The organism is Amycolatopsis sp. NPDC051045 (genome assembly GCF_040682955.1).
Lineage (GTDB): Bacteria > Actinomycetota > Actinomycetes > Mycobacteriales > Pseudonocardiaceae > Amycolatopsis.
The window spans coordinates 1-18,082 of the sequence record NZ_JBFBCC010000048.1 but is presented as its reverse complement, the minus strand read 5'-3'; the positions used below and the strand labels follow the sequence as shown (position 1 = coordinate 18,082).

20 protein-coding genes, 4 tRNA genes and 2 pseudogenes are annotated in these 18,082 nt (G+C 69.0%); 11 read left to right on the top strand and 15 right to left on the bottom strand.

Features of this window, described 5'->3' with window-relative positions:
• Positions 1 to 196: 196 nt before the first annotated feature.
• Positions 197 to 349: pseudogene (locus AB0M80_RS43490) on the top strand (HIT family protein); the annotation flags it as partial.
• A 212-nt stretch (positions 350 to 561) separates the two neighbouring features.
• On the opposite strand, the gene AB0M80_RS43485 reads toward AB0M80_RS43490, so the two are convergent.
• Positions 562 to 1,494: an AraC family transcriptional regulator gene (locus AB0M80_RS43485; protein ID WP_364576409.1), complete on the bottom strand. Its 933-nt coding sequence runs from the start codon at positions 1,492 to 1,494 to the stop codon at positions 562 to 564.
• An 81-nt stretch (positions 1,495 to 1,575) separates the two neighbouring features.
• On the opposite strand from AB0M80_RS43485, the gene AB0M80_RS43480 reads away from it, so the two are divergent.
• Positions 1,576 to 2,385: an NAD(P)H-binding protein gene (locus AB0M80_RS43480; protein WP_364576408.1), complete on the top strand. Its 810-nt coding sequence runs from the start codon at positions 1,576 to 1,578 to the stop codon at positions 2,383 to 2,385.
• 35 nt (positions 2,386 to 2,420) lie between these two features.
• Here the strand turns inward: AB0M80_RS43480 and AB0M80_RS43475 are convergent, their stop codons facing one another.
• Positions 2,421 to 2,864 (bottom strand): aldo/keto reductase, encoded by a 444-nt coding sequence (locus AB0M80_RS43475; protein ID WP_364576407.1) that lies wholly within the window; start codon positions 2,862 to 2,864, stop codon positions 2,421 to 2,423.
• Positions 2,861 to 3,457, bottom strand: coding sequence for an NAD(P)H-dependent oxidoreductase (locus AB0M80_RS43470; protein ID WP_364576406.1), 597 nt, complete (start codon positions 3,455 to 3,457; stop codon positions 2,861 to 2,863). The genes AB0M80_RS43475 and AB0M80_RS43470 overlap by 4 nt, the downstream gene beginning before the upstream one ends.
• 145 nt (positions 3,458 to 3,602) lie before the next feature.
• Here AB0M80_RS43470 and AB0M80_RS43465 point away from each other — a divergent pair, with 145 nt between their 5' ends.
• Complete coding sequence (locus AB0M80_RS43465) at positions 3,603 to 4,460, top strand: helix-turn-helix domain-containing protein (protein WP_364576405.1); 858 nt, start codon at positions 3,603 to 3,605, stop codon at positions 4,458 to 4,460.
• A gap of 92 nt (positions 4,461 to 4,552) precedes the next feature.
• Here AB0M80_RS43465 and AB0M80_RS43460 read toward each other — a convergent pair whose 3' ends face one another.
• Positions 4,553 to 6,046 carry a HAMP domain-containing sensor histidine kinase gene (locus AB0M80_RS43460; RefSeq protein WP_364576404.1) on the bottom strand — a complete coding sequence of 498 codons (1,494 nt, stop codon included), beginning with the start codon at positions 6,044 to 6,046 and terminating at the stop codon, positions 4,553 to 4,555.
• The gene (locus AB0M80_RS43455; RefSeq protein WP_364576403.1) at positions 6,043 to 6,732 is read right to left on the bottom strand and encodes a response regulator transcription factor; all 690 of its coding nucleotides are present in this window, start codon (positions 6,730 to 6,732) and stop codon (positions 6,043 to 6,045) included. Before AB0M80_RS43455 ends, AB0M80_RS43460 begins: the two co-directional genes overlap by 4 nt.
• Before the next feature lie 293 nt (positions 6,733 to 7,025).
• Here AB0M80_RS43455 and AB0M80_RS43450 point away from each other — a divergent pair, with 293 nt between their 5' ends.
• Positions 7,026 to 8,708, top strand: coding sequence for a hypothetical protein (locus AB0M80_RS43450; RefSeq protein ID WP_364576402.1), 1,683 nt, complete (start codon positions 7,026 to 7,028; stop codon positions 8,706 to 8,708).
• 187 nt (positions 8,709 to 8,895) lie between these two features.
• On the opposite strand, the gene AB0M80_RS43445 is transcribed toward AB0M80_RS43450, so the two are convergent.
• Complete coding sequence (locus AB0M80_RS43445) at positions 8,896 to 9,741, bottom strand: SDR family NAD(P)-dependent oxidoreductase (RefSeq protein WP_364576412.1); 846 nt, start codon at positions 9,739 to 9,741, stop codon at positions 8,896 to 8,898.
• Between AB0M80_RS43445 and AB0M80_RS43440 the strand changes: the two genes are divergently transcribed.
• The gene (locus AB0M80_RS43440; RefSeq protein WP_364576413.1) at positions 9,697 to 9,822 is read left to right on the top strand and encodes a hypothetical protein; all 126 of its coding nucleotides are present in this window, start codon (positions 9,697 to 9,699) and stop codon (positions 9,820 to 9,822) included. The two genes, AB0M80_RS43445 and AB0M80_RS43440, sit on opposite strands and share 45 nt — an antisense overlap.
• Here the strand turns inward: AB0M80_RS43440 and AB0M80_RS43435 are convergent.
• Positions 9,801 to 10,418 (bottom strand): NAD(P)H-binding protein, encoded by a 618-nt coding sequence (locus AB0M80_RS43435; protein WP_364576401.1) that lies wholly within the window; start codon positions 10,416 to 10,418, stop codon positions 9,801 to 9,803. The genes AB0M80_RS43440 and AB0M80_RS43435 overlap by 22 nt on opposite strands.
• A 78-nt stretch (positions 10,419 to 10,496) precedes the next feature.
• Here AB0M80_RS43435 and AB0M80_RS43430 point away from each other — a divergent pair, with 78 nt between their 5' ends.
• Positions 10,497 to 11,069 carry a TetR/AcrR family transcriptional regulator gene (locus AB0M80_RS43430; protein WP_364576400.1) on the top strand — a complete coding sequence of 191 codons (573 nt, stop codon included), beginning with the start codon at positions 10,497 to 10,499 and terminating at the stop codon, positions 11,067 to 11,069.
• Between the two features lie 467 nt (positions 11,070 to 11,536).
• Positions 11,537 to 11,713, top strand: coding sequence for a hypothetical protein (locus tag AB0M80_RS43425; RefSeq protein ID WP_364576399.1), 177 nt, complete (start codon positions 11,537 to 11,539; stop codon positions 11,711 to 11,713).
• A gap of 86 nt (positions 11,714 to 11,799) precedes the next feature.
• On the opposite strand, the gene AB0M80_RS43420 is transcribed toward AB0M80_RS43425, so the two are convergent.
• From AB0M80_RS43420 to AB0M80_RS43410, 3 genes and pseudogenes are all read right to left on the bottom strand, one after another.
• A complete protein-coding gene (locus AB0M80_RS43420; RefSeq protein WP_364576398.1) occupies positions 11,800 to 11,994 on the bottom strand; it encodes a hypothetical protein in 195 nt (64 codons plus the stop codon).
• A gap of 15 nt (positions 11,995 to 12,009) precedes the next feature.
• Positions 12,010 to 12,096 (bottom strand): annotated as a pseudogene (locus AB0M80_RS43415) (IS630 family transposase); the annotation flags it as partial.
• Between the two features lie 60 nt (positions 12,097 to 12,156).
• Positions 12,157 to 12,888 carry an IS630 family transposase gene (locus AB0M80_RS43410; RefSeq protein WP_364576397.1) on the bottom strand — a complete coding sequence of 244 codons (732 nt, stop codon included), beginning with the start codon at positions 12,886 to 12,888 and terminating at the stop codon, positions 12,157 to 12,159.
• Positions 12,889 to 12,979: 91 nt separating this feature from the next.
• Between AB0M80_RS43410 and AB0M80_RS43405 the strand changes: the two genes are divergently transcribed.
• Complete coding sequence (locus tag AB0M80_RS43405) at positions 12,980 to 13,606, top strand: hypothetical protein (protein WP_364576396.1); 627 nt, start codon at positions 12,980 to 12,982, stop codon at positions 13,604 to 13,606.
• A 599-nt stretch (positions 13,607 to 14,205) separates the two neighbouring features.
• Here AB0M80_RS43405 and AB0M80_RS43400 read toward each other — a convergent pair.
• On the bottom strand, positions 14,206 to 14,637 hold the full coding sequence (locus AB0M80_RS43400) for an Lsr2 family protein (RefSeq protein ID WP_364576395.1): 432 nt from the start codon (positions 14,635 to 14,637) through the stop codon (positions 14,206 to 14,208).
• Positions 14,638 to 14,858: 221 nt separating this feature from the next.
• Between AB0M80_RS43400 and AB0M80_RS43395 the strand changes: the two genes are divergently transcribed.
• On the top strand, positions 14,859 to 15,197 hold the full coding sequence (locus AB0M80_RS43395) for a helix-turn-helix domain-containing protein (protein ID WP_364576411.1): 339 nt from the start codon (positions 14,859 to 14,861) through the stop codon (positions 15,195 to 15,197).
• Between the two features lie 156 nt (positions 15,198 to 15,353).
• On the top strand, positions 15,354 to 16,565 hold the full coding sequence (locus AB0M80_RS43390) for an integrase (RefSeq protein ID WP_364576410.1): 1,212 nt from the start codon (positions 15,354 to 15,356) through the stop codon (positions 16,563 to 16,565).
• Between the two features lie 50 nt (positions 16,566 to 16,615).
• Here the strand turns inward: AB0M80_RS43390 and AB0M80_RS43385 are convergent.
• The 4 genes from AB0M80_RS43385 to AB0M80_RS43370 all read right to left on the bottom strand — a co-directional run bounded on the left by AB0M80_RS43385 (position 16,616) and on the right by AB0M80_RS43370 (position 17,420).
• Positions 16,616 to 16,690 (bottom strand) — tRNA-Val (locus tag AB0M80_RS43385).
• Between the two features lies 1 nt (position 16,691).
• Positions 16,692 to 16,762: transfer RNA gene (locus tag AB0M80_RS43380), tRNA-Cys, on the bottom strand.
• A gap of 23 nt (positions 16,763 to 16,785) precedes the next feature.
• Positions 16,786 to 16,858 (bottom strand) — tRNA-Gly (locus AB0M80_RS43375).
• 136 nt (positions 16,859 to 16,994) lie between these two features.
• Positions 16,995 to 17,420, bottom strand: coding sequence for an SsgA family sporulation/cell division regulator (locus AB0M80_RS43370; protein WP_013227152.1), 426 nt, complete (start codon positions 17,418 to 17,420; stop codon positions 16,995 to 16,997).
• Between the two features lie 388 nt (positions 17,421 to 17,808).
• On the opposite strand from AB0M80_RS43370, the gene AB0M80_RS43365 reads away from it, so the two are divergent.
• Positions 17,809 to 17,880, top strand: a tRNA-Val gene (locus AB0M80_RS43365).
• The last annotated feature ends 202 nt before the right edge of the window (positions 17,881 to 18,082 follow it).

The window sequence follows — 18,082 nt, the reverse complement described above, 5'->3', positions numbered from 1 at the left end:
CTTCGGCGGCCCCGACCACAACCCATGCGCACCTTCGTGCAGACACCCAGTGCCGGGATCGAGCCGCCGCTCAAACATCCTCTTCTGCCGATGAGCGGTCGGTAGAGGTCAGCTTGCGCGCACGGCACAGAACGCGACATCGGCGGCGCAGGGGTGCATCTTCTGCGCCATTGCGGCGCGGCAGGCCGAGGCCAGCGTGGTGCACGAGGACGAGACCGTTGTCGTCTTCATGGACCTGAACCCCGTCACGCCCGGCCATCTTCTCGTCGTGCCACGCAAGCACGCCGTGGGCCTCGAAGACCTCGATCGAGCCACGAGCGCTCACGCCTGGTCGGTCGGCCATGACATGGCACGGGCCTTGCGACGCTCACGCATGGGCTGCGAGGGAATCAACGTCCTCCTCTGCGACGGCGAAGTCGCCCTTCCAGACGGTCTTCCACTTCCACCTTCACGTCATCCCTCGCTACGCAGGAGACGGCGGGACCATCAAGGCCGAGTCCCCGGAACGCGAGAGGTCGCTCCTCGACAGCGACGCGCAAGCGATCAAAGACGCCATCGCGATCACGAACTGGGAGTCCCACGGCCGTGCCGCCAGGCCGAGGGGCTGGCGCCGCGGACGCGTTTGAAGGCGACGCTGAAGGCGAACGGGTCGTCGTACCCGACCGCTCGGGCGACGGCGGCGATGGTGTCTTCGTTGTCGCGCAACAGGTCCGCGGCCAGCGTCATCCGCCAGCCGGTCAGGTAGGTCAGCGGCGGCTCGCCGACGAGACGCGCGAAGCGCGCAGCGAACGCGGCGCGGGACAGGCCGGCCCGGGCGGCCAGCTCGGCGACCGTCCACCGGTGCGCCGGCTCGGTGTGCAGCAAGCGCAGGGCTTCGCCGACGCCGGCGTCGCTGAGCCCCCGGTACCAAGCGGGCGACGGCTCCATCCGGGCGCACCAGCCGCGCAGCGCCAGGACGAGCACCAGGTCCAGCAGCCGACGGAGCACGGCGTCCTGGCCGGGCTCGTCGCAGGCCACCTCGGCGGCAAGCAGGTCCAGGGCGCCTCGGGTCCGCGGCCCGGCGGGCACCACCGCCAGCGGCGGGAGCATGCCGAGCAGCCGTTCCGCGGCGGCGCCGTGGAGCTCGTAGGCGCCGCGGAGCATGGTCGTGGCCCCGGGCTCGCCGTCGCCGTACGTGCGCGGCGCCTGGTTTCTCGGCTGCTCCGCGCCGGTGACCGGATACTTCTTCGTCCCGCGGATCACCAGCTGCGGCGGCGTGCCCGGGTCGTCGGCGATCGTGTACGCGCAGGCGCTGATCAGCGCAAGGTCCCCGGCGGCCAGGCGCACCGGCGTGGCATCGCCGACGCGCAGCGACGCGTGCCCGCCGAGCGTGGCCACCAGCGTGAGCGGCGGGGCGTCGGCGAAGGCCAACGACCACGGCGGCCGCTGGATCAGCTGCCGGACGAGCGCGTGGCCGGCGTGGGCCCGGTGCAGCAAGTCGCTGAGGACGTCCATCTCGCCACCGTAGACGCTGACAAAGATATCATCGACTTTCACCCATGGATCGTCTTGCCTTCAGCGGCTTTGCTTGCGGACATGCAGACCATCCTGATTCTCGGCGGCACCGGCAAGACCGGCCGCCGCGTCGCCCGGCGGCTCGGCGCTGCCGCCCGGGTCGCCTCCCGTGCCCGCGGCTTCGACCTCGCCGACCCGGCGACCTGGGCTTCCACTTTGGGCGGTGTCACGGCCGTCTACCTCGTGGAACCGAACCTGGGGGCCGGGGACCGGCTCCCGCGGTTCGTGGCCGAAGCGGTGTCGGCGGGCGCCCGCCGGCTCGTGCTGCTGTCCGCCCCGCGCGCCGGCGAAGCCGGCCACCCATTGCACACCGCCGAGGAAGCAGTCCGCGGCTGCGGCGCAGGCTGGACCATCCTGCGCCCGAACTGGTTCGCGCAGAACTTCAGCGAGGGCCCGTGGGCGGCGGGCATCCGCGACGGCGCGCTGACCCTCCCGGCCGGCGAGGGACGAGCCCCGTTCGTCGACGCCGAAGACATCGCCGAGGTCGCCGCAGCGGCGCTCACCGACGACCGGCACGACGGCCAGGTCTACGAGCTGACCGGCCCACGGGCAGTCGGCTTCGCGGAAGCGACCGCGCTCATCACGCGGGCCACCGGACGGAAGATCGACTACCTCGACGTCGCCCCGGAGGCATTCGTCGAGCGGCAAATCCGCTACGGCGTCCCGGAACGCGTGGCGAGCCTGCTCACCGGACTGCTGGTCGATCTCCGCGACGGCCGCGGCGCCGACCTGGCCGACGGTGTCCAGCGCGCACTGGGCCGGCCGCCCCGGTCGTTCGAGGACTTCGTCGCAACCACCGCCTGGGCCGCGCCAGGCCAGACGGTCGCCTGACAAGTGCGAAACCCACGTAGACGACTGAGCGCCGCTCAGCGGCACGGCCCGAACGCGCGCTCATGCCGATGAACGCGGGCGATCTTGTCCAAAGTGGCGCGCGGACCGTCGGCTATCTGCTCGCCGGCCGCCGAGTCGTCGCAGGCTCGCCTCGCTCGCCTGTCGCACGTATGCCGGATCAGCCCGTACGTCGAAGCCTCCGGCGACCTTGTCGTGCCGTACCAACCCGAACTTGCCGGCCAGCAGCACCTCGTCACGACGCCCCGGATGGCGCGGCCGACCAGCTCCTCATTCCGGTAGGCATCCGCGGTATCCACCATCGTGATTCCGGCATCAAGGGCGGCATGGATCACCGACACCGGGTCGCGATCAGCGTCGCCGACGGTCTGGTCACGCAACCTCATCGCGCCGAATCCCTGCCGCCCCAGGTGCATCCCGGCCCACCTCGGGTAATCCACGATCAGCGCGAGCGGGTTCATGCTGCGGTGGGGATGGCGCGGGCGGCGGCGAGCGCGGCGGCCCACCAGTGCAGCTGGGCGAGCATGGTTTCGGCGGCGGCAACGGGTTCGGCCGGCTCGCGTAGGTTGCCGGCGTCGTCGAAGAGCAGGTAGTACCGGGGGAACGAGACGTAGTTGCGCACGGTGTGCGCGTTGAGCTCGTTGAACACCTGCCGCAGTGCCTCGATCGCGAGCAGGCCGCCGCTCCCGCCGCTGTAGCCGACGAAGCCGATGGGCTTGGCCTCCCACTGGGTGTAGTGCCAATCGATGGCGGCCTTGAGCGAGGCGGGGAAGCTGCGGTTGTACTCGGGCGTGACGATGACGAACGCGTCGGCCTCGTCGAGCCGCCGGGTGAGGCCGGACATCTCCGCGGGGCGCGGCAGGTGCGGGTCCATCGCCGGGGGGACGGCGGGCAGCTCCAGCGGCAGCGGGGTGTCCGCCAGGTCGATCACGTCGATGTCGAATGTGCCGAACTGGGCTGCCTGCTCGGTGAACCATCGGGCCACCACCGGGCCGAACCGTCCCTCGCGGACGCTGCCGACGATCACTGCGAGCTTCGGCCGTCGGTCCGACATGCGCTTCTCCTTCGTGCTGTTCCGGCGACCGGTCGGCCGCCGCCGGATCACTCTGCATCGAGCGGCGGCTGCCAGGAAGGCCGCGCGAAGGGTGGTAGTGGCCGGGCCACCCCAGGTGCCCGTGCGCGCCGGTACCGTGCTCAGGGTGAGTGGCAACGAACTGGGCCTGTTCCTGCGGAACCGTCGCGAGGCGGTCACTCCTGCGCAGGTCGGCCTGCCCACCGGTGCGCGCCGGCGCACCCCGGGGCTGCGCCGGGCGGAGCTGGCCACGCTGGCCGGCGTGAGCGTGGAGTACATCATCCGGCTCGAGCAGGGGCGGGATCGGCGGCCGTCACCGCAGGTGCTGTCCGCGCTGGCCGGCGCCCTGCATCTCGCGCCGAGCGAGCGCATCCACCTGTACCGTCTCACCAAGGCCGCCGACGGCGGCTTCACCTGCATGGGCGGCGCCCAGCCGAACCGCGACGTACGCCCCACCGTGCGCGCCATCCTCGACCAACTCGAACCCACACCCGCCGTCGTGCTGAATCAGCTGAGCGAAGTCCTCGCCTGCAACGACGGATATCGACGGCTGATGGCACCGACCGGCCTGCTCGACGGCGACGGCTGGGCCAACCTCGCCCGGTTCGTCCTGACCGATCCGCGAGCCCGCAGTTGCTACCCGGACTGGGACGAACGGGCCGACGACGTCGTCGCCGCACTGAAGCAGGGCCCGTTCCGCGCGGACCCGAACATCGCCGCACTGGCCGACGAGCTCACCGTCGCCGCGGGCGGGGATTTCGTGCGCCGGGTAGAGACGGTTCCCGGCCTGACCGCGGCCACCGGCATCATCCGGCTCAACCACCCCGAAGCCGGCCGGCTCCGCCTCAGCTACGAGGCCCTGGAACTGTCCGCCGACGACGACCAGCGCTTGATCGTCCACCTCCCGGCCGACACCGCCAGCGAGGCCGCGCTCAACCGGCTCGAAGGCCGACAGCCGGGCGGCCTTCGAGCCGTGAACAGCTGACCCGCGCGCAACAACGGATTCTCCACGATCGACGCTGCCTCTTCAATCGACGCTGCCTCTTCAGCTGATACCGCACCCGGTTGCGGGCGTTCTCACGCAAATCCCGATGGCGTCCTTCGACGGCTACGTGCCTGGGGTGTCCCGTCGGCCGCACGCCGGGGGAGTGTCAAGGTGAAGACGGCGCCGCCGTCGTTGTGGGCGGTGAGTTCACCACCGTGGACGAGGGCGTTCTCCCGGGCGATGGACAGCCCCAGTCCGCTGCCTTCGGTTTCCCGGCGTGCGTGATCGCCCCGGACGAACCGGTCGAACACGATCGGGAGCAGGTCTTCGGGGATTCCCGGACCGGAGTCCGACACCGTGATCGTGGCGTGGCCGGATGTGCCGTGAATCGACACGGCGATCGGGGCACGGCCGTGCCGGACGGCGTTGACCAGGAGGTTGCCCACGATGGTGTGGACGCGGCGCGGGTCGGCGACCACGGTCGTGTCGCCGGTGCGCGTGACCTCGACCGCTGTGCCCGGCACGCTGACCTCGATCGCGTCCTCGACCAGCGGGGACAGGTCGAGGAGCTCGGGCCGGAAGTCCGTGGTGCTGGCGTCGAAGCGGGAGATCTCCATCAGGTCATCGACGAGTTTCGCCAGCCGCCGTGCCTGCGTGCCGAGCAGCCGCGCCGCCCGGGAGCGAGTCTCGGGGTCGGCGCTGTCGAGAGTGTCGGCCGTGGCGACCAGCGAGGCGATCGGGGTCCTCAAGTCGTGGGCGACGTCGGCGACGAACCGCCGTTGCTGGCGGTCCTTGGCCCGCAATTCCTCGACCGACTCGCTGACCCGCTGCGCCATGGTGTTGAAGGAACGAGCGAGGTCGGCGAGGTCGTCTCGGCCCTTGACCGGGACGCGCACGGTGAAGGCGCCATCGCCGAGCTCACGGGCGGCGGAGGCGACGCGGCGGACCGGGCGCTGAACGTACCGGGCGATGAACAGGGCGGCGGCTATCCCGAGCACGGCCACCCCGAGCGCGAGGTACACCAGTTTCCGCCGCTGGACGTCCAGGTTCCCTTCGAGCGGGGTGAGGTCGAAGAACTGCACCATCCAGTAATCGACGAAGTTCCCGCTGACCACGAGGAGCTTCCGGCCGGTCGCCGGGTCGACCGTGGTCGTCGTGAGCAGGTCCGCGGTCTTGCCCGTGCGCACCAGAACCTTGTCCACGACCGTGTCCACGACCGCCTCCCGGTCGGAAACGCGGAGGGGAAGCGGCCTCGAAGCCCACATGAGGTCGTGCGAGCCGGATGTCACCAGTTCGGCCGAGCCGTCGGGCCCCTTGGTGAAGAGCATCCAGTCCGTCGTCTTGCTGTCCATCGCGCGAGCGAAATCGTCCACTGTGCCGTTGCCCGCCATCGCCTGCTCGAGTCCACGCCACGTCTGCTCGAATAGGGCGCCGACCGACGACTGCGCCGCGAACGTGAACCCGCCGATCGCTTCGTCCTCTTGCAGCTTGGTCGCCGCGAAGGCCATCAGCGCGGTCACCGTCGTCGTCACCAGCACGACCGCCGCCGTCACCCGGGCCCGGAGCCCGAAGGCCGGCCGCCTCACTTGTCCACCAGCCGGTAGCCGAGTCCGCGCACCGTCCGCAGCAGCACCGGGTTCGCCGGATCGTCCTCGATCTTCGCCCGCAGCCGCGCGACCGCCGCGTCGACGATGCGCGAGTCGCCGACGTAGCCGTAGTCCCATACCCGCTTCAGCAGCGCCTGCCTGCTCAGGGCCTGGTTCGGATGCTCGGCGAACTCCACCAGCAAGCGGATCTCGGTGGCGGTGAGCGCCAGCTCGCCGCCGTCGCGGGTCACGCTCATCGCCCCGGTGTCGATCTCCAGGTTCGCCACGCGCAGCACGCCCGCCGACGTCCCGGAAGCGGTGACGGCGCGGCGGCCGACGGCCTTGATCCGCGCGTCGAGCACGCGGGGCTCGGCGGGTTTGACCACGTAGTCGTCGGCACCGCATTCCAGCCCGGCGACGACGTCGATCGGGTCGCCCCGAGCGGTGAGCAGGATCAGCGGAAGCCTGCTCCTGGCCCGGATCCGACGGCAGACCTCGAAGCCGTCCATTCCGGGCAGCATGACGTCGAGCAGGACGAAGCCGCATTCGAGCCGGTCGGTGAACAGCGCTTCCAGCGCTCGCTCCCCGGTCGGCGCGACGACGACGTCGTGCCCCAGGGCCGCCAGCGCCAGGGTGAGCGCCTCGGCCAGCGCCCGGTCGTCCTCGACGAGCAGCAGTCGCGGCATGGGCCCCTCCAAAGATCAAGTCCGGGCCCGATCCTAGGGCTGCGGGCGCGCTCGCCCGGTGGATTCGTGCGCAACCGTGGCGAGGTCGTGCGGTTTCGTTACAGGAGGAAGCACCACGTGGGCGGTGCGGTCACCGAACCGTGCGGAACCGTCGATCACCGAGCACGGTGTGCGCATGATCTTTTCCTAGCCTGGAATCCACCAGATTCCCGGAAAGGCGAACAGTGACTACCGTTTCACCTGCCGCGGTCGATGTCGTCCGCGATGTCAAGGCGACGAGAACCCGCTGGAATGTGGCCGTCGTTGCGGCGGCGGCGCTGTTCATCGCGGTGCTGGGGTACTCGACGCGCTGGATCTGCGACGACGCGTTGATCTACACGCGCGCGGTGGAACAGATCCTCGCGGGGAACGGACCTGTCTACAACGTCGGTGAGCGGGCGGAAACGTCGACCAGTGCGCTCTGGCAGTGGCTGCTCGCGTTGGCGGGATTCCTCTTCGGACAGCCGGATACCTCGACGATCTCCTGGGTGCTCGGTCTCGTCCTCACCGCGGCCGGGTTCGGCCTCGCGGTCGACGCCACGTGGCGGCTGCACAGCCGACGCCACTTCGCGGTGCCACTGCCCTGCGGCCTCCTCGTGTTGCTGGGGATGCGGCCCGTCTGGGAGTACGCGACATCCGGCCTGGAGACCGGGCTCACCACGTTCTGGATGGCGGCCGGCTGGTGGCTTTTCCTTCGCCTGCGCACGAAGGCTTCGGCGAAGGCGATCCTGTTGGCGGCCTTCACGATGGGCCTGGGCCCGTTGGTACGGCCGGACCTGGCCCTCGTCGCCGCGGTGTTCCTCGCCGCGTTGTGGCCGGCCGTCCGGCCCGGCCGGAGCCTGGCGCTGGGCGCTGCCGGTGCCGCGGCCGTGCTGCCGCTCGCCTACGAAATCTTCCGGATGGGCTTCTACGGCATCCTCGTTCCGATGCCCGCGCTCACGAAGAACGCGGGCGAGTCGTTGTGGACGCGCGGGTTCGCCTACGTCGCGGATTTCGCCGGTCCCTATCTGCTGTGGCTGCCGCTGATCGTGGTCATCGTCGTGTTCGCCGGCCTGCTGCATCGACGGAGCGGCAGGTGGTCCGAGCCGATGGTGGCGCTCACCCCGGTGGTGGCGGGTGCGCTGCACCTGGGATACGTGGTGAAGGTCGGCGGAGACTACATGCACGCGCGCATGGCGCTACCGGCTCTGTTCCTCATCTTGCTGCCTGTCCTCGTGATCCCCCGTTCGAAGAACGCGGGTGTGGCCGCAGTGGTCGTGGCGGTGTGGGCTTCCCTCTGCGCGGGCTTGGCCCGGTATCCGGCGGCGGACGGCTCTGTGCTCGGCATCGACGACGAACGCGCGTACTACGTCCGGTGGACCGGCAACTCGGCTCCGACGAATTCCGCGGCCTACGTACAGCGGCTCCAGCGGCTGAAGGACGTCGTGATGGCCGAGACCGGCTCGGGGCGGCGGTCACTGATCTACCACGGGGTGGGCCCGGGCAACGACATCATCATCACGCCTGCGCGTACGGGTGCCATGGTCGTCGGCGTGTACCTCGGTACGGTCGGGATGCTGGCTCCCACCGGCGTCGGGATCGTCGACTTCTGGGGTCTGGCCAACCCGATCGGCGCCCGGTTCGATTTCCCGACGGTGAAGCCGGGCCACTCGAAACCGCTCGGAAACGCCTGGTTGCTCGCCGATCACGCCGCCCCGGAAGCGCCCGTCCACCCCTCGGGAAACTTCGCCGTGTCCGGCACCGTCACCCCGGAACAGGTGACCGCTGCGCGGCACGCCCTCAGCTGCGGCGACCTCGCGGAAATCCAACGGTCAACCCGGGAACCACTGACGTTCAAGCGCTTCTGGGACAACCTGACCGGCGCCTGGCGCCGGACCAGAGTCACCATTCCCCCGGATCCCTTCGAAGCCGAGCGAAAGTTCTGTGGACGGCCGTGAACCGGCACCGGGCCACCACCTCTACATCGCGCGGAACGGCGACCAGAAGGTCGGCATGGTCTGGTTCGCCGAACGCCCCCACGGCGCCGATCGGGTCGCCTACCTCTACGACATCGAAGTCGACGCAGACCTGCATCGAGACCAACGTCGTCATGGCCGAAGGCTGTTGATCCACGCCAGGTCGTCGTCAGCCGGCGAAGTGGGTTCGGCTCAGGGCGAGGAGTTTTCGTTGGGTGGTGGGGTCGTGGGATACCGGGGGTGTGGTGGATTCGCTGTCACGGTTGAAGTAGCGGCCGGTGACACCGGCCATGGCAGGGTCGGTCGCGATGTGTGTGGCGCTTTTCGCTCCTTCGGCGGGGGTGAGCAGGCTGCGGCGGATCAGTGTGCGCACGGGGCGGAGAAACGGGGGCACGAGGTCGTCGATGATGTCGGTGGCGACGATCCCTGGGTGCAGAGCGTTGACGGTCACCCCGTCGGTGGCGAGGTCACGGGCGAGGGCGTAGCCGGCGGTGACGGTCATGAGCTTGGCGCGGGCGTAGGCCTCGAAGGGCGCGAACCCGGCAGCGGGATTGAGCTCCGCGAGGTCGTCGATGCCGGTCAGGTCGAGGGTCGCCGGGCGGGGCCGGCCGGCGAGCTTGAGCTGCCGGGTGTCGTTGAGGGTGTCGCTGGCGACGTTCACCACGCGGGCCCGGCCGCGTCGCAGCGGTCGGTCCAGCAGGGTGGTGAGGCCGTAGGCGGCGAGGTAGTCGAGGGCGATGTGCATCTCGATGCCGTCGGCCGAGACGCGGTGTTCGGAGTAGTGCGCGCCGGCGTTGTTGATGAGGATGTGGATCCGGTCGTGACGGTCCGAAATGGTCTTCGCCGCGGTCACGATGTCCGCGCGCTGCGACAGGTCTGCGGGGATGACCGAGAGCCGGTTCGCCGCCGGTGAGCCGATGCGTGCGCGCAAAGCGTTCGCGCGAGCCGCATTGCGGGCGACGGTGATCACGTGTGCACCCGCGTGGACGAGGTCGGCGGCGATGAGCTGGCCCATGCCGCCGGTGGCACCGGTGACGACGGCGACCTTCCCGGTCAGGTCGGGGACGACGGCGGTCACCGGATGACCCGCGGGTAGGCGTGGACATACCGCGGGGTTTCGGCCTCGTCGACCAGGAACGCGGCGAGGTCGGCGCGTCCGACCGAACTCCACAGCCGGACCCGCAGGTCGGTGCCGGCCCGGTACTTCCCGATCCGCTGGTGGTCGGACAGCTTCGGCGGCCGCACGATTGTCCACTTCAGACCGGATGCGGTGATGAGCTGCTCCATCGTTTCCTTGTCGTGCATTCGCTCGGCCACATTCGCCCACACCGCCAAGGAGTACAGCGACTTGTCGTGTGTCTCCAGCACGCCGTGCGCGCTGACGGCGATCATGCGGGCCACCCCCGCTGCCTTCATCGCCGTGACCGCCGAGCGGATGCCCTCGCTGCAGACCGTCGTCGGCCCCGCGCTCGCTCCGCCCAGCGCGCTGATCACCACCTTCGTGCCCGCCAGGGCTCGCGTGAGCGCCGGGACGTCCGTGACCTCGGGCCAGCTCACTTCGTCGAGCCCGTCCTGCGGCGCGAATGTTCCCGCCTGGCGGGTCAATGCGACGACGTGGTGCCCACGCTGAAGCGCCGTGGACACCACGTGACGGCCGGTGGCACCCGTTGCGCCGAGGACGACCACGGCCATCTGTGATACAGGTTGTCTCATACGCCGATGATGTCCCCTTACGGCACTGCGAGTCAAGTTGTCTCATAGGATGGCTCCGTGACCACTGAGACAGACCCCCGGTTCCAGCGAAGCCGAGAAGCGATCTTGAACGCCGCTCGCGAGCTGCTGCTGGAAAGCGGCCCGACCGCGGTGACGCACGGGCAGGTCGCCGACCGAGCGGGAGTGGGACGCGCCACGGTCTATCGCCACTGGCCCCGGACCGAACCCCTGCTCGTCGAGGCCATGGCCACCGTCCCGATGCCGTTCCTGGACAAGCCGACCACGCCCACCCGGGAGTGGCTACGACGAGAGCTGACCGCGATCGCTCGTCAGCTCGAGCTCGACGACGTCCGCGCCGTGTCCACGACCCTGGCCAACACCGCTCTGTGGGACGAGACCATGAACACCTACCGCGCGCAGTTCGCCGGCATCCTCACCGACCGGCTCGCAGCCGCCCTCGACGACGCCCAAGCGCGCGGCGAGATCAGTCTGGGGCTCACCGGGCGGAACGCCGCCGCCATGACGATCGGGCCGATGTACTACCGCAGCACCATAGAGCGCGCTCCGATCGATTCCGCGCTCATCGAAGCCGTCATCGCCGCCCTGGGCGCCTGGTCCACCGACCACTGAGCTTGGCTGAACCGGCGCTGGCGCGTGTTGCGGGACGCGGGAGTCATCTGGCAGCAGCCTGCGGGCCGGGAAAGCTTGCTGATCCTGCGCAAGGAGGATCTGGACGACCGCTTTCCCGGTCTGCTCGACTCGGTGGTCGCCGGGATCGGCGATCTCGCGCAGGGCAGCCCGGTAACTTCGGCGAACGGTGCCGGAGCGCAGTCCGAGTTCGGTGCCGTATCACCGATGAGGAACCGGGCTGGTCAGGTCGTGGACAGTCCTTCTTCATCTGATGCGGTAGAGGCGTCCGCCTTGGTGGGCGAGCACGGTGACGGTCCGTTGGCCGGGCCGGCCGTTGCCTCCTATGCCGTCTCGCCGGGTGCGGCCTTTGTGGCCTGTCCGGCAGTGAGTGGCAGGCCGCGATGCCGCCACCGGTGACCGTACCGGTCTGGTCGGTGATGAGGCCGGCTATCCGTACGGCCAGGCCGGTGACCTTCTACGCCGACGGCAAGCTCGGCATCGCGTCGTTCACCATCGAACTCGAAGGCCCCGGCGCGTGCGACGGCTTCACGCCGAGTTACTCGTGCGTGAACAGCACCTTCTGGCCGTACATGGTCGAGACGTTCAACTACCTCGCGAGCAAGGCTCCCTCGCCGTACAAGTGAGGGGGCGTTCCCCCGGTTGTCCGGGCTGCAGTCTGGTTGTCGCCGGTCATGACCCCGAACGAGGGAGCATCCCAGCTAGTGCCGCATCAAGCAACGTTGGGTAGGTAATCCGGGCGGCGGATCTTGGAGTTGACTGCGAAGTGGCGTTTGGGGTGGCAGTGGCGGTTGCGCCAGCGGAGGTAGCCGGCGATGGCGGCTTCCTGGGCAGCGTGGCTGGGGTAGTCGCTGCCGTCGAGGGTGAAGTAGCGGACTGCGGTGAACTCGCACTCGATCCAGTTCAACCACGAGGCGTTGCTGGGCGTGTAGACCAGCTCGATGTCGTTGGCCGCGCACCAGGTCCTGACCTCGGCCTTGCCGTGCGGTCCGTAGTTGTCGCAGACCAGGTAGAGCTTCCCTGCCGGGAAACGGCGGCGCAGTTGCTTGCAGAAGTCGAGGAACTGCGGTCAGCGCTTGCGGTCGCGGAACCGGTAGAACATCTGACCGGAGGCCGGGTCGAGTGCGGCGAACATGTGCCGGATGCCTTTGGTGCGGGTGTAGGTGGCGCGTTGGCGGTCCGGTCGGCCGCGGGGGAACCAGCCGCGGCCGGGTCGGGGTTGCAGGTTCAGCGGCCCGAACTCATCCACGCAGATCACTCGCCCGTCGGCGGGCGGATGGTCATAGAGGTCGAGGATGCGGGTCTTCTTCGCCACGAAGTCGGGGTCTTTGCTGGCTTTCCAGGTCTTCGTCGCCTGCCAGGACACGCCCTCCTTGCGCAGGATCTTCCGGACGGTCTCGGTGCTCGCTCTGATCCAGGCGTGCTCGGCGAGGTAGTCGACCAGCTTGGTCAGGCTCCAGGTCGTGAACGGCAACCTCAGCTCGGTGGGTTTGCAGGCGGCGATGCGGCAGATCTGGTCGCGGGCGGCCGGCCCGAACTTAGCTGGTCGGCCGCCCCTCCATTTTGGGGACAACGCCGCGAACCCGGAGTCGTTGAACGCGTGGATCACCTCCCGCACATATCCCTCGGTCGCGGCGAACATCGCCGCAATCTCCCCGGCGGACCGGCCCTGCACCGAGGCCAGCACAATCCCGGACCGCCGCAGCCGCACCCGGTCCTTCGACGACCTTGTGATCTTGACCAGCCGCTGGGCCTCCTCCGGCTCCAACGACCGCGCGAACACCTCCGGCTGACGCGCCATCGGCCTCACCTCCGCGGGCCAGCTTCGCGATCACCGGCCTGGATGTCCACGCGACACGATGACAACGTCAACGTTTCTTGATGAGGCACTAGTGCGGGCTGCGCGCGTCGCAGCCGTGATCGGCGTGGTCGCCGTCGTGGCCGGGCCCGCGGCCTTCGTCGCCGACACCGCGGTGCGGCCGAGGAGCGTGCTGGAGAGCGCCGATCCGGCCGCGGGGCCGCCGTCCACGGCCGCGTTGCACACCGTCTTCAGCGCCAATACCGGTGCGGGTGTCGCGGCCGGGTACGGCCGGTTGATCGACAGCGCGTACCGGCTCGGCCCCGGTCAGCGCCAGGTGCTCGCGTTCGCGCAGGCGTCGCCGGCCGAAATCACCCTGGCCGTCGAGGGCGGTACGTACGGTGCGGACCCGTTCCTGCTGAACACCGAGGCACGCGTCGCGCCGCTCGGCGGCTACCTCGGCTTCGACCCGGCGCCGTCAGCCGCGGAGCTCCCGCAGTGGGTCGCGGTCGGGAAGCTGCGGTTCGTGCTGCTGCCGCAGGTGTTCGTCGACATCGCCCGCGCCGGACCGAGGCAGACCCCCGCGGCGGCGGGCGACGCGGGGGAACTGACCCGGCGGGTCCGGTGGGAGGCCAAACACTGCCGGCCGGTACCGCCATCGAGGATCGGCCCGGACGCGGCCACGGCCGGGGTGCTGTTCGACTGCGGCGTCAGTCCGTGACCTCAATGGGCGCCGTCTCGCACAGCCACGACAGTCCGACGACCTGGTCCTGTCCTCCCGCGGGGGCGGGCTGCGGAGACGTCGCCGCCGCACAACATGATCGGCGATCATCTTGTCGTTCGAGCCGACCTGTTCGCCGGTCTGCGCGTTCAAACAAGCTGCAGGTCGGTGGCGAACTTTACGGTGGGGTTATAGATCAACTCGGTCCTCCGACTGGAACCAAAGCCCACTGGAAAGAGCCCGGTCGGGCAGACGGAACTTGACGTGGTTGCGACACCGCGCACCTGACCCTGCCCCGCGACGACTACCTGATCAGCACCCTCGTCTTCGATCCCCGGCCGACCTGGGCGACAAACCGATGCTCCCCCCTGCGGACTGGGCATCTACCGCGACCCGCCTGGGATCCTCTCCAACGGCGGTGGCCGAGACGTACCGGACGGCTGTCGCCCTGGGAGCTGGTCTGCTGGAATGCTGGCCACTGCATGTCTCCGGCGGAGCCGATTGCCGGAGTTAGGAGCGTCGGTGTGCCGCACTTGGCACATCATCGCCGCTTCGGAGGGGTCATGAGAATTTAGAGGTGCTTCGGTGCTGATGGAACATCATTTCCGTGGTTTGGGGCGTCGCTTCGCCGTGGTTCTGGTCTGGTGCTTCTGATTGGTTTCGGTGCTGAGGTGCCGGCGAGATGAGCGGTATGCCTCGATTATGGTCTTCGCTATGCGGCCCTGATCGGCTACTTCGTATCCGTTTTCTCGAGCCCACGTGCGGATGTCGTGAGTCGCTGTGTAGCTCGTACTTGGCTTCGGTTCCTGTTTTGTGCTGTCGGTCGGCTGGCCGACGGCGCCTTTGATCCGGCGGCCGCCGGTCCGGCGTGCGGACACCACATATGGTGACAGTGCTTCGCGTAGTGCGTTGGCGTTCGTTGTGGACAGGTCGATCTCGTAGGCGACGCCGTCGAGTCCGAAGGGGACGGTTTGCTCGGCGGGGCTGCCGTCCGTGTCGTCGAGTATCTCGATCGTGACCCTCTTGGTCATCTGTTCATCCTTTCGTTCTGGTGCTGGTTCCGATACCGGTTCGTCGAATAGTAGCGTCGCAGAATCGCGGGGCGTTGTCGGGTTCGCTCATGTACGAGGCTCTTTGACTTTATTTCGAGAGCCTATTGACTGTCGGTCTTGTTTCCGTGTGGATAGGTGTGTGCTGTGGCGAACACTTCCCTGGCCGACTCGATTTTCTGACAACAAGAATGGAGTGCGTGATGGAGAACGAATGCGACCACGGGAGCGGAAACGGCTGCGCTGTCGCCGTGGCCATCCGCGAACTCACGGCGGCGGTGCGCGCGACCGTACCGGAGCCGCTGCCGGATCCGGATGCGTTGCTGACCGCGGAAGAGGTGGGGGAGTTGCTGCAACTGTCGCCGAGGACCTTGAAGGACCAGGCCGCCGCCGGCGTGCTGCCGCATCACCGGTTCGGCAAGCACTACCGGTTCACCCGCGCCGATGTCGCCGAGATCGTACGGCTCAGCGCGGCCCCGGTGAAGCCTCCGCGACGACGGGTGTCCGTTGCGGAGGTTGCCCAGGACTTCCGCGCCGCGTGAGGCGGTCGGAGCAACAGAGAAGAAGAGGAGTCAAGGATGGCCCACGGCCAGGAAGAGCCCGGCACGGGTGAGTGGCGTGCCCGGTACAAGCGTCCCGACGGGACGTGGGGGAGCAGGTCAGGTTTCCCCACCAAGAAGGCTGCCGAGGAGTGGGGGCTGGAGCAGGAGGCCCTGATCCGGCGGAACCTCTGGCTGGACCCGCGGGATGGCGAGACCCGGTTCGACGACTTCGCTGAGGAGTGGCTGGCGGCCTTGGCTCCGCGGCTGGAGCTGAACACCGTCGCGAAGTACCGGTCTTTCCTCGACACGCAGCTGTTGCCGCAGTGGAAGGCGTGGCCGCTGATCGCGATCTTCAACGGCTACGTCGAGATTGAGCGGTGGCTGTCGGAGCTGCATGAGGACTATGCCGAGTCGTCGGTGGCCTCGTACTTCGCGTTGTTCTCGACCATCCTCAACGCTGCCGTGCGTGCCTGGATGATTCCGGCCAACCCGTGCAACGGGGTCCGGGTGTCCAGCGGCGAGTTCGACACGGATCGGTTGGTCGCCACGCCGGCACAGGCGCTGCGGGCCGCAATGCGGCTCTACGAACTCGGGCTGGGGAAGTCTGGGTTCGTGCTGTGCTTGATGGATTTCTATACCGGCGCCCGATGGGGTGAACTCGTGGGCCAGCAGCGGCACGAGTACGACTCCGAGAAGCGTGGCATCGAGATCCGGACGCCGCTGAAGGAGGTCGGCGGGAAGGTCTACAAAGGAGGCCGGAAGAGTGATGATCATCATGCGGATGGTCGCCAGCGTCCGCCGACACGGCGCGGGAACTCCCGGCCGAAGAAAGGGCGAACCAAAACTCCTGCGGGTACGAGGTTCGTGGCATTGCCGCCGGGGATCGCGGTGCTCTACGAGGAGTTGATGGACAGTCACCGGGAACCGTTCGTGCTGTGCACGCCGGAGGGCCATCCGTGGCGGCGGTCGAACTTCCGGATCCGGTTTTGGCGGCCGGCGTGGGACGGCGTCGAGCTCGATGACGCCGGCGCGGGGGAGCGACGGCCGCCGATCCTGCCGACGTTCACCTTCCACGAGGGCCGCCACACTCACAGCACCTGGCTGACCGAGGACGGGATCCCGGAGGTCGCCCGCCGCGCGCGGCTGGGACAGAAGATGAAGGGCATCGCGCGGGTCTACGACCACGTGACCCCAGCGATGGTGAACGAGATCCTGAACGCACTCGAGGAACGCTGGCTGCGGTCGCTGGCGTCGCTGTACCCGGGCGAACGCGCCAAGCTGGTGTCCTGGTTCCCGCATCTGAGGTCCCAGCGGGCGATCGGGCCGGGCTCTGGGGCCATCGCCGGATCGTCGCCGACTGACGAATAGAAGCCCCGCCCCTCCGGGGAGGGACAGGGCTTCTGACCTGCGAAAACATGTGGTGCGCGATACTGGGATTGAACCAGTGACCTCTTCCGTGTCAGGGAAGCGCTCTCCCGCTGAGCTAATCGCGCGAGGTGGAGACGGGATTCGAACCCGTGTACACGGCTTTGCAGGCCGTTGCCTCGCCTCTCGGCCACTCCACCGTGCCAGGCTCGAGAGCCTACCGAGCGGATGACGGGATTCGAACCCGCGACCCTCACCTTGGCAAGGTGATGCGCTACCAGCTGCGCTACATCCGCACTTCCCGGCTGCGGTTCGGGAGGTCCGACGCCGTGGCTTCGTCCCTCACCCCGTCGCCGTGGTGTGGGAAAACCATATCGGACCCCGAAACCGGGGCCGACACCGGGGTGTCACTCCGCCGTTGCAAGCCTGTCATCAGGCCAGATCGTGCGGGATGAGGTGGGTGAGTGCGTCGTCGACGTCGACCCACAGGTGCTCGTTGCCCGGCAGCACGACGTCGTAGGTCCGGTCGAGGAAGTCGGCCAGCTCCTGGGCGGACGCCTCGAACATGGCGTGCCCGGACGGCGAGTTCAGCTCGATCAAGACGGCTTCGGGATCCTCGACGGAGGGGCGGATGCGGACGTCGCCGTCACCGGCGTCGGCCAGGAGACCGTCCGCGAGGAGGTCGCGCGCGTACACCCACTCGACCCAGCCGGCGCGGCCGGTGCGGAAGGCGGCGACGACCGCGTACGGGTCGCGTGTGTCGTAGCGCAGCTCCACCTTCACCGGAACCGCGGGAGTCCGCGGCGCCAGCAGGTCGAAGACCGCCGTCGAGCGGAGCGTCACGTGATCGTTGCGCATCGTCCTACCCTTCGTCTCCCTTCCCGGCCCGGCCCGGCCGAGGGCATCACCACTGGGACGCATCAGGAGGCCGAATCCGTCGCGGGTGCGCCGCAAATCACCCGTCCGGGCTCGTCGCCCCCGTCTCCACCCGTGACCACCCACGGCGCGCAACTGACCGGCACGCCCCGTGGGGCCCACGCCTCCATACTGCGCGGTTTAGTCGCCGGGCGATAGCACCGTCGCACGGATGTCGAACGTGACGTCAGGCGGCCCCCCTTCGGCACAACCCGGCTAGCTCGGGGTTGTGCGTTCCGTACCCGCCGGTAAGCGGAGTGTGGTCGGCGAGGACCACCCGTTTGCAGGCGCCTGAAAGTCGTACGCTAAAGTTGACCCCAACACCACGGGCGGGCGATTAGCTCAGCGGGAGAGCGCTTCGTTCACACCGAAGAGGTCACTGGTTCGATCCCAGTATCGCCCACTCGATCGCGGGAGAGCCCTGCTTGCTGACAACGCAAGCGGGGCTCTCTTCGTCGTGTCCTGTGGGGGCCGAGCCCCCACGCCTCCGGGGGGGGGGGGGGGGGGGGCGGGCCCCCCCCCCCCCGGGGGGGGGGGGGGTGGGGGGGGGTGTTGATGGGGGGGGGGGGGGGGGCCGGGGGGGGGGGGGATTAGGGGGACCCCCC